At 58.0% G+C, this 15,876-nt stretch carries 9 protein-coding genes; 4 read left to right on the forward strand and 5 right to left on the reverse strand.

All coding sequences use genetic code 11. The features are described from left to right. Window positions 1-22: 22 nt before the first annotated feature. From tssM to icmH, 3 genes are read right to left on the reverse strand one after another with little or no spacing between them, the layout of a single operon-like run. The gene (gene tssM, locus ACZ1G0_RS01235; RefSeq protein WP_472735278.1) at window positions 23-2,566 is read right to left on the reverse strand and encodes a type VI secretion system membrane subunit TssM; all 2,544 of its coding nucleotides are present in this window, start codon (window positions 2,564-2,566) and stop codon (window positions 23-25) included. Beyond that, window positions 2,563-2,877, reverse strand: a complete 315-nt coding sequence (locus tag ACZ1G0_RS01240; RefSeq protein WP_472735279.1) for an OmpA family protein — start codon at window positions 2,875-2,877, stop codon at window positions 2,563-2,565. Before ACZ1G0_RS01240 ends, tssM begins: the two co-directional genes overlap by 4 nt. 1 nt (window position 2,878) lies before the next feature. Then, window positions 2,879-3,958: a type IVB secretion system protein IcmH/DotU gene (icmH, locus tag ACZ1G0_RS01245; protein ID WP_472735280.1), complete on the reverse strand. Its 1,080-nt coding sequence runs from the start codon at window positions 3,956-3,958 to the stop codon at window positions 2,879-2,881. A gap of 283 nt (window positions 3,959-4,241) precedes the next feature. On the opposite strand from icmH, the gene ACZ1G0_RS01250 reads away from it, so the two are divergent. After that, window positions 4,242-10,070 (forward strand): beta strand repeat-containing protein, encoded by a 5,829-nt coding sequence (locus ACZ1G0_RS01250; RefSeq protein WP_472735281.1) that lies wholly within the window; start codon window positions 4,242-4,244, stop codon window positions 10,068-10,070. 100 nt (window positions 10,071-10,170) lie between these two features. Here ACZ1G0_RS01250 and tagH read toward each other — a convergent pair whose 3' ends face one another. Both tagH and ACZ1G0_RS01260 read right to left on the reverse strand, forming a co-directional pair. Beyond that, window positions 10,171-11,838 carry a type VI secretion system-associated FHA domain protein TagH gene (tagH, locus tag ACZ1G0_RS01255; RefSeq protein ID WP_472735282.1) on the reverse strand — a complete coding sequence of 556 codons (1,668 nt, stop codon included), beginning with the start codon at window positions 11,836-11,838 and terminating at the stop codon, window positions 10,171-10,173. Window positions 11,839-11,890: 52 nt separating this feature from the next. Further along, window positions 11,891-12,484: a DUF6931 family protein gene (locus tag ACZ1G0_RS01260; RefSeq protein WP_472735283.1), complete on the reverse strand. Its 594-nt coding sequence runs from the start codon at window positions 12,482-12,484 to the stop codon at window positions 11,891-11,893. A 232-nt stretch (window positions 12,485-12,716) separates the two neighbouring features. Between ACZ1G0_RS01260 and tssA the strand changes: the two genes are divergently transcribed. From tssA to tssC, 3 genes are all read left to right on the forward strand, one after another. After that, window positions 12,717-13,757: a type VI secretion system protein TssA gene (tssA, locus tag ACZ1G0_RS01265; protein WP_472735284.1), complete on the forward strand. Its 1,041-nt coding sequence runs from the start codon at window positions 12,717-12,719 to the stop codon at window positions 13,755-13,757. Between the two features lie 71 nt (window positions 13,758-13,828). Beyond that, window positions 13,829-14,341 (forward strand): type VI secretion system contractile sheath small subunit, encoded by a 513-nt coding sequence (gene tssB, locus ACZ1G0_RS01270; protein ID WP_472735285.1) that lies wholly within the window; start codon window positions 13,829-13,831, stop codon window positions 14,339-14,341. A gap of 6 nt (window positions 14,342-14,347) precedes the next feature. Continuing rightward, on the forward strand, window positions 14,348-15,841 hold the full coding sequence (tssC, locus tag ACZ1G0_RS01275; RefSeq protein ID WP_472735286.1) for a type VI secretion system contractile sheath large subunit: 1,494 nt from the start codon (window positions 14,348-14,350) through the stop codon (window positions 15,839-15,841). The last annotated feature ends 35 nt before the right edge of the window (window positions 15,842-15,876 follow it).

Here is a 15,876-nt window from a genome sequence, read left to right on the forward strand (position 1 = left end):
ATTTTCGCGGTGCGCGAATGGTTTATTGCGCCAAGCGCGCTTGGATCGTGGTCGCTGCGCGCAGAGTAAAATCCGTCAGGGCCTGTGGCATCGCTTCGGCAGGGGGCCGGATGGCAAGGGCCGCCTGCACTGCCCGGGGGCTGTCGGCGCGGCTCAAAGCATCCATAGCAGCGGTCAAGGCCGACATTTGTCGAGGATCGCTGACAAGGGCCTGCCAGCGGTCGGCTTGAACCGCGTCGTTGATGATTGCGGCCTCGGTTGGATATTGCAGGCCCTGGGCTACAGTTGCAATTAGGCGGCGGGTTGAAGCGCCAAGGGTCGCCCCGGCATCCGGGGCCGGCTCTATACGGCTCAGCAGGCCGTCCCACGCCCGCGCAACGTCTTGACCGTAAAGGCGCGCAACGTCCTGCGCGATGTCGGGGTTGGCTTGGGGCGTGCGTCCCAAAACCCACCCTTCGGATGCCAAAATCTGCGGCGCACGGGTGATCGCGTCGCGCGTGACGGCGGTGTATCCATCGGGGGTCAGAAGCGGGTCTATTTCCAGTGTCCCAAGGCCCCGCCCATCGGTGACGCGAAGCCCTGCGTCCGCACCACTGGCGGCAAAGGGGCGGCGCACAGGAAGGCGCCCCCCTTGTCCCTTGCGTGCCGCAAGCACGATGTCTGCGTCGGTTAAGCCGGCCAAAGCAAGCCGCGCCCCTTCCACCAAATCGGCAGAGGCGGGCACGATGGGCGTCACCCGGCTGTCCAGTTCCAGCATGGCAGCCAGGTGCAGATTCGTGGTGCGATAGCTTTCCGCGTCTGTGGTGAATTCGGGGGCCCATGCGCGGGCAAAATACGATTGGATAGACAGATCATCGGTCGGCCCTGCCTTCGCCGTCAGTAGGTAGACCCGCAGAGCCTGATAGGCTGCGCGCCCCTCGCCGCTTGCAATCGCATCAACCAGATCACGTTCTAGGCGCAGCATCATGCGCGGGCGCAGCATCTGTTCCAGCGCGTCGGAGTAGGCCTGTACACCGGCGGCCCGAATACTGTCGCGGCGGGACAGGCCAACGTGCCAAGTCTGATCCAAGCCCGCGCTTGCTTGCCAGCCGCCGGGCGTGTCGCGCACGAGTGCCAGCGCGCCGAGGATGGGTCGGGGGCTGGGATCTGTAATCTGGCGTTGCGACAGGACCGGGGCCACGGCTGTCAGATAGGCCCTTGTCTGTGCATCCGCCGCCCGGACCAGTGAGGCGCTGACCCAAAAGCTGTTCCCTATCAGGGCCATGGTTGCCAAAGTGGCGGTGGCAATCATCCCGATCCCTGCACCCCGCAGGATGCGTCGTATGGTCAGGCGACGCGTATCTTGTCCGACCCAGCCACGTTCGGGAAACACGACCTCGCGCAGCAGGTCATGCAGAAAATAGCTGCGCCCCCGGCCTGACATGAACCCGCCAGCATTGCTGTCCCCGGCCATTGCACCGAGGATCTGGTCAAAGGGTGTGCCTTGTTGTGTGCCAGAGGTGAAGTAGAAGCCACGCAGCACGGCCTGCGCTGTGCCCTCGCCTTGAAACACCAACCGCAGGAACAGGGCCAGGTTGTCTTTCAACGCGTTCATCTGGCTGGGGAACCGCATTAGGGCATGGCGGGATGGGGTGTCCTTTTCGGATGCCATGCGCGCGGGCATTTGATCGCCGAGGCGGGCGACAAGCGTGTCGAACTCGGCTTCGACCTTTGCATGTGTTGCCTCGACGGGATTGCGGGTCTGGAAGGTAACGCCCCAGACCCCTTTGCGTGCCTTGGCGGATAGTTTGCCAAAGTACTCGCGGAACCCGGACACAAGGTCTGCTTTGGTGAACACGGCATAGACCGGCACTTGCACGCGCAATGCTGCGTTGACTTCTGCCAGACGGGAACGGACGGCGGCGGCGTGGGCGGCCAGAAGCTCATCCTCGCCGCGCATAAGGTCATCGCAGGAAAAGGCCAGCAGAATGCCGTTGATCGGCTGATCGGCGCGGGTGCGTTTGAGTTCGGTTAGAAACGCCGCCCAATCGCGCGCGTCGCTGTCTGGATCACTTTCGTGAGTGGTGTAGCGGCCGGCTGTGTCGATCAGAACCGCCTCATCGGAGAACCAGAAATCGCAATTGCGCGTTCCGCCTACTCCAGACACGCTGGCTGGCTTATTGCCGGGGAAAGCAAGGCCGGAATGGACCAGCGCCGTCGTCTTGCCTGCGCCGGGTGGTCCGATCACCACGTACCAAGGCAGCGTATAGAGTGAGGCTGACCCCTTGGATCGCTTGAGACGTGCAACGGCCTCGGCCATGCGGGCAGACAGGACGTCTCCGTCGCCTGTGTCAGTTGTCAGCTCTGCCTCAAGCGCTTGAGCCGATTTGACTTTGCTGCGGTATTGCAGCCAGCCGCTGAGGCCAAAGGCCAGCAGTGCGAGCACCGCTAAGCCTGTGCGCACGCCGGGGCGGCCAAGGTCGGATATGCCCAGCAAGGGCAAGCCGAACCAGATGACAGCCACCATCATGCACAGGCCAAGCAGGACCCATATGGCGCTGAGGGCCAGTATGAACCGCCGTTTCATTGTCCGCCCTCACGCGCAATCAGGATCTCAACCCTGCGGTTAAGGCTACGGGCGGCGGCAGTGTTTTCCTGGCTTAGCGGCCGAGAGGGGCCGATGCCTACCACCGATACGCGATCCGGTGATATCAACAGGGGACGCAGGGCATCGGCCACCGCGGCCGCACGGGCGCGAGAGAGGTCTTCGTTGGTTTTGAACACGCCAAGGCCGTTCAGCGGAATGTTGTCGCTGTGCCCTTCGATAATGATCGCACCGGGTTCGGTGTTCAGAACCTCTGCAATTGGTGTCAGAACCGGGGTAAGGTCGTTTTGCAAGTCAGCTCCCCCAGAAGAAAACTGTAACTCTCGTCCCAGACGGATGACGATGAAATCGCCCAAAGGTTCCACGGTCGCACCGATCTGTGAAAGTGCCTCTGTCACGCGGTCCAGTTGTGGGGGCGGGGGGGATGTAGGTCGCGACCGGCTCAGACGCTGCCTCGGGCAATGGGGTCGGGAACACGGGCAGTGTCAGGGCCGCGCGTTCGATCGTAATGTCACGCACCGTGGACGGGGCCAGAAGCATGTTTTGAACAGCTTGTGTTTCGCGAGTCAGCATGGTGGCGAGGCTTGCAAAAAGCACGATCACCATGGCACCGGCGACAGACGCGATCAGCCAAAGGGGGGCCATCCGGTGGCGCAGTCGATCTCGCAAGATCACGGGTGTCCAGCTATGCGAGAGGCTGGTGCCATAGTCTTGCACCTGTGACAGCGCTTCAAATGCCGCTGCACGCTTTTCGGCGACGCGAGCGGGGCCTTTGGGATGATCGCGATAACGCCCTTCGTATCCCAGCCCCAAGCAGACCAGCATCAATTCCAGCAAGGGAGCGTATTCAGCTGGGTTTTCGGTTGCAGTGCGCAGGTAGGCGAAAAAGCTTTGTGATCCGTGGTCTAGGCCAAACAGTTCCGATGTCAGAGTGCGCGCCTGATCCGGGTGATATCCGGGCATGGTTTCGCAAACATCGTCTGTCATGGCAGCAAGGCAAACCTTGGCAAGTTGCACGATATTTGGCGGTAAATTCGCCTCGGCGGCATTGCCTGCGGTCTTTTGGATAAACGATTTTGCGGCTTGGCGCAGGTTTGTGGCGGTTATTTCAACCTCGCCCATGCGCACGCGGGACAGGATGCCAAGGAAGGGGAGAGCGGTGGAAAGCAGTGGATTGCTGAGATCAGCCGAAGTCGTGGAAAGTGACAACGATTGCCGCGCGGGCTGTTCACCTCTTGGCGGCGCCTGTACTCGCGCTGCCTGTGCCGAAGCGGGTGCAGGCCGCCGGACACTTGATCGAGCCCCGGACCCCGATACGCCGCCTGTAACCATCGTCCGAAAGACGCCATCGTCCCGTGGGCTTGCGGTGGTCATGGTCGATCCGTCGTCATAAAAATCTCCGGCTGGCGCAAATTGCGGGCGCTTGAGAAACAGTGCCGATGCGAAAGAGATGCGTCAAGTTTCGTGAACTGCGCGGGCATTTCCTGAAATAGCGCTCAAAGACCTATGCAAGGGCGCAACAAGGGAAGAAAAATTCCGCTTTTGCACCTGTAGGGATTGACCATAGGGCAAGCGCATGTTGGCGTTACGCAAATTTTCGCGCGCTCGCGCGTGGCGCCTCCAATTCCGAGGCACACACATTTAAAGGACGTCCGCTATGATCAAGCTTCTTCAAACAACAGGCCAAACCGGTATCCGTCAACGCAGCTTGCGCAAGCATTGTCGCCTTGGCCGTGCAACGGAGCTTGTGTTTGTGTTGGCGTGCGGCGCAACCTTGGTTGTCGCGGACGATGTTGTGGCACAAACCCTGACATGGGATAGCGATCCAGTGACCCCTGGCTTTCAGGCCGCCGCTGGCACGTGGGACGGCACAACACCCAACTGGAGAGACACCGGACAGACGGCATTCTCCGCTGGCGCAAATGCGATCTTCAATGCTGGCGGTGCTTTCACTGTCACGATGGGGTCTGCAGTAACGGCAGGTGATCTGTCGATTACCGGTGCTGGGCAGGCCATCACGATTGACAGCATTGGTGGCGGTGCGACGCTGACGGTCAATGGCGACATCCATGTGCAGGCCGGTAGCACGTTGGAAATTACGACAGGCACAACAGGCACGCTCACCAGCGTGGCGGCCGGTGACATAACGCTGAACTCCACCTCTGCTGCGGCAGAGGTAAGCCATGGCGGCTTGGGCGATTTTACCCTGAATTCCAATGTGACGGGCAATGCGTCTAACACTGGGTCTGGCACGCTGGAAGTGTCCGCTGGCGTAGGTGGTAATCTTGTCCAATCCGGCGCCGGCACGACAAATGTCAATGGAGGCGGCTCTGTCACGGGTACGTCTGATGTGTCAAACGGGACAATGGTCGTTCAAGGCGGGATGCTGACAGGCCAGGCGAACGTTTCCGCCAACGGCAATCTGGACGTGACCAGTGGCAGCACCGGCACCGTTCAAGCCACAGGCGGCGATGTTGATATATCTGGCGGTACAGTTACTGAACTTGATCTGGACAGTGGGACCGGGCACAGCATTTCTGGCAATGGCTCGGTCACGGGCGCGACGACGATCAATAACGCAACCCTGACTCAGACCGATGCGAACAGCTCTTTGAATACTGTTGAATTGGGTGCCGGAGGTCGGTTGGACGGCAACGGCGGTGAGGCCGGAATGGCGACGAACAATGGCGGTCAGATTTTTGCCGAGGGCACTGATTTCGCCAGTTTGGTCAACAACAACGGTACGGTGCGCCTGCGCGCCGGATCTGACGTAGACGGAACAACCACAGTTGCGGCTGGCACCGTCACGCTGGATGGTGGCGCACTTACGGGTGACGCCACTGTGAATGGTGGTCGCCTGACCGTTCGCAGTGGTACGGCCGGCACAGTGATAGCCAATATGACTGGCGATGTAGACATAAGTGGCGGTACGGTCAGCATTCTTGATTTGAACGGTGGTGCGGGACACTCCCTGACGCAGAATGGGCAAGTTACAGGCGCGGTCACCATCAATGACGCGACTTTGACGCAGACTGGTACGAGCAATCTTGGTACCGATGGAACAACCCATAGCACGGTCACTGTAGGGTCTGGTGGCGTTTACAACGGTAATGCGGGCGAAGCGGGAAATGTCGTCAATAATGGTGGCACCGTGCGTGGTGCGGGCACTGACTTTGCAAGCCTGAACAACATGGCCGGTAACACGTCGGTTTCCGCCGGGACGACCGTGGATGGCACGACAACAATCGGTGGCGGCGTTGTTACGGTGAACGGTGGTGCGCTTGACGGTGCTACGACGCTAAATGGTGGTACGCTGACTGTGTCCAGCGGTTCCGCAGCGGCGGTCACCGCTGCGACCGGCGCAACGTCGGATGTCAACATCTCTGGCACCGGCAGTGTGGCGAGCCTTGATCTAAATGTGGGGACCGGACACTCAATCTCTGGCACTGGTCAGGTGACAGGTGCGACGACGATTGATAACGCGACGCTGACCCAGTCCGGCACTAGCACGGTGGCGTCCGTGGCTGTCGGCACGGGCGGGACCTACACAGCGAACGGCGGCAACGCCGGTGCAGTGACCAACACGGGCGGTACGATCACCGCTGCGGGCACTGACTTTGCGAGTCTGGACAACCAGAACGGCACAGCGGCGATCAATACGGGAACAGACGTGTCTGGAACGACCACTGTTTCCGGCGGCACAGTAACCGTTGGTGGCGGGTCTCTGACTGGTCAAGCGACGGTGTCTGGCATTGGTACGCTGACCGTAAACAGTGGGTCTGCGGGCACGGTTCAAGCCACAGGGGGTGATGTGAACGTTGCCGGTGGTACGGTTGCGGTTCTCGATCTGGATGGAGGTGCGGGGCACAGTGTTTCCGGCACTGGTCAGGTGACGGGTGCGACGACGATTGATAACGCGACGCTCTCGCAGTCTGGGACAAGCACCGTTGATACCGTGACAGTAAACGCAGGCGGCGGCTATGTTGCTGCCGCTGGTGAAGCCGGAGATGTTGTTAACGCTGGCGGCACAATCAATGCGTCGGGTACGGATTTTGCGAGCCTTGACCAACAAGGTGGAACCACAAACATTCGCGCGGGCACGGATGTCGACGGCACGACCACTGTATCGGGCGGAACTTTGAACGTGGGCGACAATGTGCAGGCGGGTGGCAACCTGATCGGCGACACAGAGGTCACTGGTAACGCTACGACAGGCGGACAGTTGAACGTAAACTCCGGCTCGACTGGGAAGATCACCGTTAACACGGCGAATGGCAATGCTGGCGATGTTGATATCGCAGGTGGTACTGTTGGCAGCCTAGAAATCAATGCAGGCACCGGAAACACGATATCCGGCGGCTCTGTAACAGGTCTTACGGACATCAATGGCGGCACGTTGGCAATGTCTGGCGGCACCCTGAACAACGTCACCAACGGTGGCAGTTTCCAAGTTCTGGACGGTGCAGGCTCTGTTAATGGCACCTTCGTGAACGAGGCGGGCGGGACCATCGACGGGACGCAGATGACGACTGGCCGCACGTTGACTATCACAGGCACCGGCGCGGCGGCGGGTACGCCGACCTTCACGCATGGCGGTAACATTACGACCGCTGCAGGCGCTCCGCTCACAATCCAAAGCGCGCAAATCCTTTTGCAAAATGGTGCCTTGTTCAATTCCACCAGCAACCTTGATGGTAACGTGATCTTTGATGGAAACATCACCAACCAAGCGGATCTGAACATCACAGGTGCGATGGCTGTAACCGGTGATATCCGTAACGAGAACACGCTGGATATCTCGGACATGCTGGACATGGCGGGCAATGACATCACCAATACAGGTGCTGGACAGCTGAATGTTGATGCCGGCGGTTCCATCACTAATGGTGGAACCCTAACGAACGAGTTGGGCGCGGACGTTACGGTGGATGCCACGACCTCTGCGACAATGACTGCGGTCAACAACAGCGGTGCAGGATCGACAATAACGGTGGACGGGACGCTTGGCGGCACGGTGACAAACTCTGCCGGGGCGCAGCTGGCCGTGAACGGGACCGGAACCAACGAAGGTGCCGTTAACGGCAACATCATGAACTCTGCTGATCTGGACCTGGCAGGTGGTGCTGCAGTCACTGGCACGATTGATAACCAAGATCTTACGGGCGCTGGTGGGACGCGCGGTGATATGGATGTCACCGGCGGCGGCATCACAACCGTGTCGGGCAACGTAACAAACGCCGGTGATCTGGACATCAACGCAAGTGAGTTGGACCTGACAGGCGCAGGCGGTACGCTGACCAACAACAACGGCGGCACTGTTACGATTGCGGGGCTTGACGGTACGCTGGACGGTGATCTGACGAATAACGTCGGCGGTACGGTCACAGTGAACGCAAGCGACGCTGGTGGTAACATGGCGACGGCCGGTATTGACGGCGCGCTTACCAATCTCGGCGGGACAGCGGTTCTACAGGACGGGTCTGTGTCGTCCTTCAATAACGCCAACGCCGGCGGGACTCGTGGTGATATGGATATCACTGGCGACTTCACGCTGGATGGGTCCTCCACCAACTCCGGTGATCTGGATATCACGGCTGGTACCACGACGCTGGCAACCGGGACGCTGACCAACCAATCTGGCGGTATTACGACAATTGCTACAGGTGCCACAGTGGACGGTGTAGGCGTTGGGCATGTGGTCAATCAAAGCGGTCTGGGCGGCACCGCTGGTCTGGTTCTTGGCGGTACGATCGCCAACGCATGGTTGGACAACCAAGCGGGCGCTATCACTGACATCAGTGGGACAGCCGCATCGGTGACGGGCGCCTCTGGCACCGGCTTCGGTATCGTGAACCGAGCCAATTCCACCCTCAATGTCGCCAATGGCACGGCTGTTGCTGTGACGAGCGGGGTTGAAAATACGGGAACCACGAACCTCGGCGGTACGGTCACCGGAAATGTGACAAACATTGGCAATATCGTTGCGCAAGGCAGTGCGGGTACGATCACCGGGGACCTGACAAACTCCGGCGTTGTCAACTTGACCGAAGTGGGGTCTGACCTGACTGTGAACGGTGATCTGACCATGACTGGTGGCAGCGTCAACATGCAGAACACCAACCCTGCAGGCGGCAATACACTGACAGTCGGCGGCAATGCCGTTTTGGCTGGCACGATCTCGGTGGATGCGGATATCTCGGGTGCTGCCGGCGGTACAGACGTGATTGCTGTGACTGGCACCGTGTCTGGCAGCATCGCGCTGGCCTTTGAGACATTCGGAACACCGGCAGACATTGGGACAGGTCTTACGATCATCAGCGGGTCTGACTTGACGGGGCTGACCTTTGCCAATGTGACCGGGTTGAATAATATTGCGCAAGGGTTCAATTACTTTGTTGGCCTGAACGGTGCCGGTACCGAAGCCTTGCTGCAGCGGACCATCAGCGGCAGCATCGCAGGTGCGGCGGCCGGTGTCGCCCTGACAGAGGGCATTATCGGTGTGATCGTAAACCGACCCACAAGCCCATACGTGGCTGACCTTGCGACAGATCCAGGTGATGATCCCTGTGGTCCTGGCGGTTGGGTGCGTGCAACCGGGGGTGCAGCAGAAGGGAATGGTTCGTTCACAGATACCACAGCTGGCCTGAGCAATAACTCCCCCGTTGATTTGTCTTATGCCGGTATTCAGTTTGGTGGCGACTTTGCCTGTTTCGGTGGGCAAGCGAACGGCTGGGACCTCGCATTCGGGGCGATCGGTGGTGTGAACGTCGGGTCTACGACGTCCAGCGAGTTGGACTTTGTAACACGTGGTGTGAACAGCACGACAGAGACGGACTTTACCCAGACCTATATTGGCGGGTACATGACCGCTGCACGGGGAAGCCTGTTTGCGGATCTGCAGTTCCGGATGGAACAGACGGATTTCGAGGCGAACGATACGCAGCTGACCGGCAATTCGAACATCTTCAGCAATACCAAGTTTTCGAACAACAGTATGACGCTGTCGGGTGCGGTTGGATACGCCATCCCAATCCAGGCGGTACAAGGGCTTAGCTTTGTCGGGACGGGTGGTTTTGCCTTTACCAAGTCTGAAACCGATCAGATCAATCTGACCAATGGTGGTAATCTGGTTCTGTCTGATCACACCAGTAAGCTGGGTTTTGTCAGTGCGACGTTGGCACGGTCTGTGCCTTTGCCTGACGAGATCAGCTTGATCAGCTACTTCGGGACGGCCACGCATTATCAAGACTTCACGGGTGACCGGACCGCTGTCTTTACCGCAGCGAATGGTAACACATCGAACCTGTCGCTGCCTAGCCTTGGTTCCTACCAAGAGGTCAGCGCTGGTGTGAACTACCTGCGTCTTCTGTCGCCGGGTCAGGCCGGTGGGCCGCGTCAGTTGAACGCCGCGGCTCGTTTGGATATGCGCAGCGGCGAAAATGTAGACAGCTGGGGTCTGACGGCGCAGGTTCGTTTGCAGTTCTGATTGCGAAGGGGCGCCACTTGCCGCCCTTTCTTTAAATTTGAAAAGCCGCGTCTCTGACCCTCGGAGACGCGGCTTTTTTGTCAAACCACTGCTGCTTGCCTTATAGCTTGCGCAGGGCCGCGCTGTAGTGGCGGCCAAAGGCGGCGGTGAAAGCATCCTGCATTGCTTGTTGCTCGTCCGCGCCGTCATCGGCCATATCAGTCCGCTCTGCCCAACGTCTGGTGAACTCATCCCAATGTCGTTTTGAGCTGCCCCCGCCGAGCAGTTTACGTCCGCTATCCCCGCCCATGATCTCTTCCGGTGCTAAACCTGCTAGCACATCTGCCAATGCAGGCTGGATCGCAGCCACCAACGCCATTTGATGTCGCCGTATATCTGACAGAGCGTTGTCGATGCCATCTGCTCCGCTCATGTAGCCGTCACGTGGGGATAGAAACAGCTCAGCAAAAACTTGATCGGCCTGCGAAGTAAACTTTAGCGGATTGTTTCGCGACGCGGTCATCATTGTACGATCTTCGTTCGAGACTTCATATTTTGCCATCTGGCGATCATGCAGCATACCTTGCACCGTCGCGATCATGACCTTAAGCGTCTCGCCTGCATTTCGGCCCAATTCCTCGGGCGACAGGGTCGGTTTCACGTCGGCTCCCAGCCCGGCCCCCTCTAGAAAGCCGCGAAGAAACGCATCGTCGTCAGACGCTTTACCTTCTGTGGGGGACGGTGAGGGCTTTGCCGACGTGATTGATGTAGCCGCGACGGGTACCGGGCTTCCGACCGGGGCATTTGCCTCCGAAAAATTCTCACCCACCGATGTTGGTTCCCGCGCGGGTTCAGGCGTTATGGATGGCTCCGCGAAAGGGTTGTCCCCCATGGACGGTACCTCTGCGGTGGATCCGTCAAATTGTTGCGGTTCTGGAATTGGCGTAGGTGCTGCGCTTGGTTGCCCAAATGGGGCGTCCCCCAAAAGATCATCCAAATCGTCTAAGGAGGGATTAGGCGCAGGCGGCACCACTGAAGCCGCACTTGCGTGTGATCCAGCTGTGGGAGGGCTGGTCACCGGTCCACTTATGCCGTTTGTACTCTCTGCAGCCCGGCGCGCCATTTCCGCAAAATTAGGTGCTTGGGTCACTGCAGACGGCGCGTGTGTTTGCCCAAGCGCGGCCGGCGTTGGCACATTTCCCGGTGCCTGTGTGGCTGGTGGCGCAGATTTCTCCTGCAGCGCTTTAAGATGGGGCGGCAGGGACATACGTCCGGTTGTTTGTGTTCCTATTTCCAGACCTGTTGAGACGCTGAGCGGCGGACTGGGAGGTTCTAGCGGGCCATCGCCCAGAAGATCATCAAACAGATCAAGACCTGATTTTTCCATGCTTGTAGGTGCGGTAGGTTCCGGGGGCGGTGGCGCGACCGGAGCGACAACAGGTTCGATTGGCGGTGGAGCGGCCACAACCGGCGCGGTAAGTTCCACGCAGATTACGTACGGACCAATTTTAATCCGATCCCCGTCGTGCAATACATGAGGTGCGGGCAATCGGCTGGCTTGCCCGTTCAAAAACGTGCCATTCGTAGAGCGGTCCGTCAGGGTATACCCGTCCTCGCCTTGGCTTATGGTCACATGGCGCCCCGAGATAAATCGGGTCGAGTCGGGCAAAACCCAATCATTTCCTGCCTTACGACCGATACTGATCTCGGGTCGGTCCATAGTGAAAGACGGAAAAACGCCTTGAGACACGACATCTTCGTTTTCGATGCGCAACTTCAGGATCTGCATGGGCCGGGGCCTCCGATAGAGTGCAGCGAGTGCGGCTGACCAACAGCTCGGTTTAAAGCAACATCATGCGTGCAAGGGCACGATCTATCATATGTTCTAGCGCGGCGGGTTTTTGATCAAGCCCCACTTGGCCCAAGGCCCGCAGGACACCGGAGCTGACAGCACGTGGGCAGCGCCAGCCGGGGACCTCTACGGGATCATTTGGCGCTAGTGGACCACCAGACCAACCCACTGCAAGCGCAAGGTACACCGCCGCAGACCGCCGAGGTGCAAAGAGGGCACGCTGCATAGTGTTCCAGCGATTTTCGGAATTGGGCATATCGATCCATTCACCGACATAGTGCATCAGTTGGACATCATCCCCGGACAAGTTTGGCAAAAGACTGTTGAGTGTCTCAACACCCCAGCCGATGGCCATTTGCGGTTCCATCGCAAAGGCGACGACTGTGACCGCATCCTCGGGCGTATTGGATGCGCGCAGCCTTGCAATGTAGGCGCGCAATGTCTCATCCATCCCTGGTGCAATCTGAACAAATTCCGCGACTTGGGGCATGCGTTCGAAAAGCGCCTGAGGCGAATCAAAGCGGGTCATGGGTGCAGGTGGCAGGGTCTTGTCCTCGCCGGCGTCATCAAAATCCACTGTCATAGAATAAATGCCTTCCCTTTCGTCAATTCTGCGCTTGTCCGCAGGCTAGGTCAATCGTTTGCGCAAGGGTTTGGTAAGCGTATTGGTAAGAATGGTTTGACTGCACAGTGTTTTTGCCGTCCTTCTAACCCTAGTCAAAAAGTAATTTTATGTTAGGGTTCATTCACGTCGCGTGACATTTCTGCGTGGCCGAGGACCATTTAAAAAAGAATAATCCAACGTCGGGGGTGACATGGACGTAGAGGCCCTTCTTCAAAGCCATGGGGATGATGAACCCAGTGGCGAAGATCTGGAATACGATCCCGTCTTTACGCAGATGGAAATTGCGGCCCAGCCCGGTGAAGAGCGTCAGGCTGGCGATGAGATTTTGCCAGGAGAAGATCCGGATTATAAGGAAGTCGTAACGCATGCTTACGACATTATGGAACGTAGCCATGATCTGCGTGCCGGCATTTTCATGGCAGAGGCGCAGTTGCGGTTGCGTGGCTTTCCAGGTTTCGCTCAGGCCACTTCGTACATCGCCGGATGTCTTACCCAGCATTGGGATACGTGCCATCCGCAGCTTGACGAGGATGATGGCGACCCAGTCATGCGAAGCAACGCCGTGCTTTCGCTGGCCGATCAAAATCGGATCATTCTCGGGGTGCGCCGCGCGCCTTTGACTGCATCGCGGATGTTTGGTGGGATTGGCCTACGCGATATAGATGTGGCCGAAGGCGTCATCGCCGCGCCCAGCGATATGGAAAATGTACTTGACCCAGCCGGTGTTGCCGCCGCTTTCCAAGATACGAATGACGATGATCTGACCGAGATACGCGATGCGGTTGCGCAGGCCCTTTCTGATGTTGAGGCGATATGTGCTGCGTTTGACGAACATGTTCCAGGACAGGGTCCTGATCTCGATCCACTGCTGAAAAATCTGCGCGCCGCTCAGGCCCGACTTGGCGGTGATCAGCCTGTCACCGAAGATGAACAGGTCGATGACGATGTCGCTGGTGCGGATCAATCCGCGCCACAAGGTGGCGGAGGAATGGCTGCTGGCGGTGGTATTCCGGGGGCGATCAACTCAACCAACGATGTGCAGAATGCATTGGATCGGATCATTTCCTATTACGAACGAAATGAACCCTCGAGCCCGGTGCCGATCCTATTGGCGCGTGCAAAAACACTTGTTGGCGCAGACTTTATGACAGTGATCCAGAACATGGCTCCAGATGGTATGGAAATGGTCCGTACCATTGGCGGCTTGAAAGATGATGACGACGACTATTGACCCACGATGCCAGTGGGGCCAGCATGGTCCGGCGGCGTTTAGAGATTGATATTGAAACGGAGAGCTAAGACATGGCGAGTTCACAAAAGTTTATTGCACGCAATCGTGCCCCTCGCGTGCAGATCGAATACGATGTGGAGTTGTATGGCGCCGAAAAAAAGGTCCAGTTGCCTTTCGTCATGGGCGTGATGTCGGACCTCGCGGGTAAATCCGAAGTCGCGCAGCCCGGTGTGGCCGATCGCAAGTTTCTCGAAATTGATGTCGACAACTTTGATGACCGCATGAAATCGATGGCACCGCGCGCAGCCTTTACCGTGCCGAATACTCTGACTGGCGAAGGGAATATGGCTGTCGATATCACTTTCGATTCGATGGATGATTTCAGCCCTGCCGCCATCGCCGCAAAGGTGGAGCCGTTGAAGGAATTGCTGGACGCGCGAACACAGCTTTCGAACCTGATGACCTACATGGACGGCAAGTCCGGTGCAGAAGACCTGATCGCCAAGATCATGCAGGATCCAACATTGCTAAAGACATTGGCCGCCCAACCTGCCCCACAGGCAGATGGCGACAAAGAGGAGTAAGTGAGTATGGCCGAACTTGAAACCGAAGCCTCCGGCGGTGCAGAAGCCACGGCATTTGGGTCCTCCGACTTTGAGAACCTTTTGAAGAAAGAATTCCGACCCAAGTCGGATCAAGCCAAGACAGCCGTTGAGCAAGCGGTAAAAACGCTGGCAGAGCAGGCATTGGCAAACACAGCTCTTGTATCTGACGACGCGTTGCGGTCCATCGAAAGCATTGTTGCAGAGATCGACAAGAAGCTGACAGAGCAAGTCAATCTGATCTTGCACCATCCTGATTTCCAACAGCTGGAAAGTGCGTGGCGAGGTCTGCATCACTTGGTGAACAACACCGAGACCGATGAGATGCTGAAAATTCGGGTCATGAACATTTCCAAAAAGGAAATGCACAAGACTCTGCGGAAGTTCAAAGGCACCGCTTGGGACCAATCACCGATCTTCAAGAAGATTTACGAAGAAGAGTTCGGCCAGTTCGGCGGAGAGCCCTATGGCTCTTTGGTTGCAGACTATCACTTTGACCACTCCCCTCAGGACGTGGAACTTCTGGGCGAGATGGCAAAAATTGCAGCCGCCGCGCACGCCCCGCTTATTACGGGTGCTAACCCAACGCTGTTCCAAATGGACAGCTGGTCGGAATTGGCGAACCCTCGCGATCTTTCCAAGATTTTTCAAACGCCGGAGTACGCCGCGTGGCGGTCCCTGCGTGAAAGCGAAGATGCTAAGTACGTCGGTTTGGCAATGCCCCGAATGCTAAGCCGTATGCCCTACGGGTCCAAAACGGACCCTGTTGAAGCCTTTGCCTTTGAAGAGGATACCGACGGTGCGGACAGCAGCAAGTACGGCTGGATGAATGCGGCCTATGGTATGGCTGTGAACATCAATCGTTCTTTCAAGGAATACGGCTGGTGCTCGCGTATCCGCGGCATCGAGTCCGGCGGTGCTGTTGAAGGCCTGCCCAGCCATACGTTTCCATCCGACGATGGTGGCGTAGATCAGAAGTGCCCAACGGAAATCGCGATTTCTGATCGGCGCGAAGCCGAGTTGGCCAATAACGGTATGATGCCACTTGTACACCGCAAAAACTCTGATCTTGCGGCGTTCATCGGTGCGCAATCACTTCACAAGCCGGCGGAATATGACGATCCAGATGCCACCGCGAACGCAAATTTGGCAGCGCGTCTGCCATACCTGTTTGCGACGTGCCGCTTCGCCCACTACCTCAAGTGTATCGTGCGCGATAAAGTTGGGTCTTACAAAAGTCGTGATGACATGCAGGATTGGCTCCAAACGTGGGTCAATCAGTATGTTGATTTCAATTCTGATACATCTCCGGAATCGGTCAAGGCGCGTCAGCCCCTTGCTGCTGCCGAAGTTGTCGTCGAAGAGGTCGAGGGTAACCCCGGCTATTATAGTTCCAAATTCTTTCTTCGACCTCACTACCAGTTGGAGGGTCTTTCTGTGTCCCTTCGCCTGGTATCTAAATTGCCGACGGAGAAGGGTTAACGCACTTCTCTACCGTGGCATACCGTTCCTGCAAC

The sequence above is a fragment of the Thalassobacter sp. HA4-2 genome, from assembly GCF_055693705.1.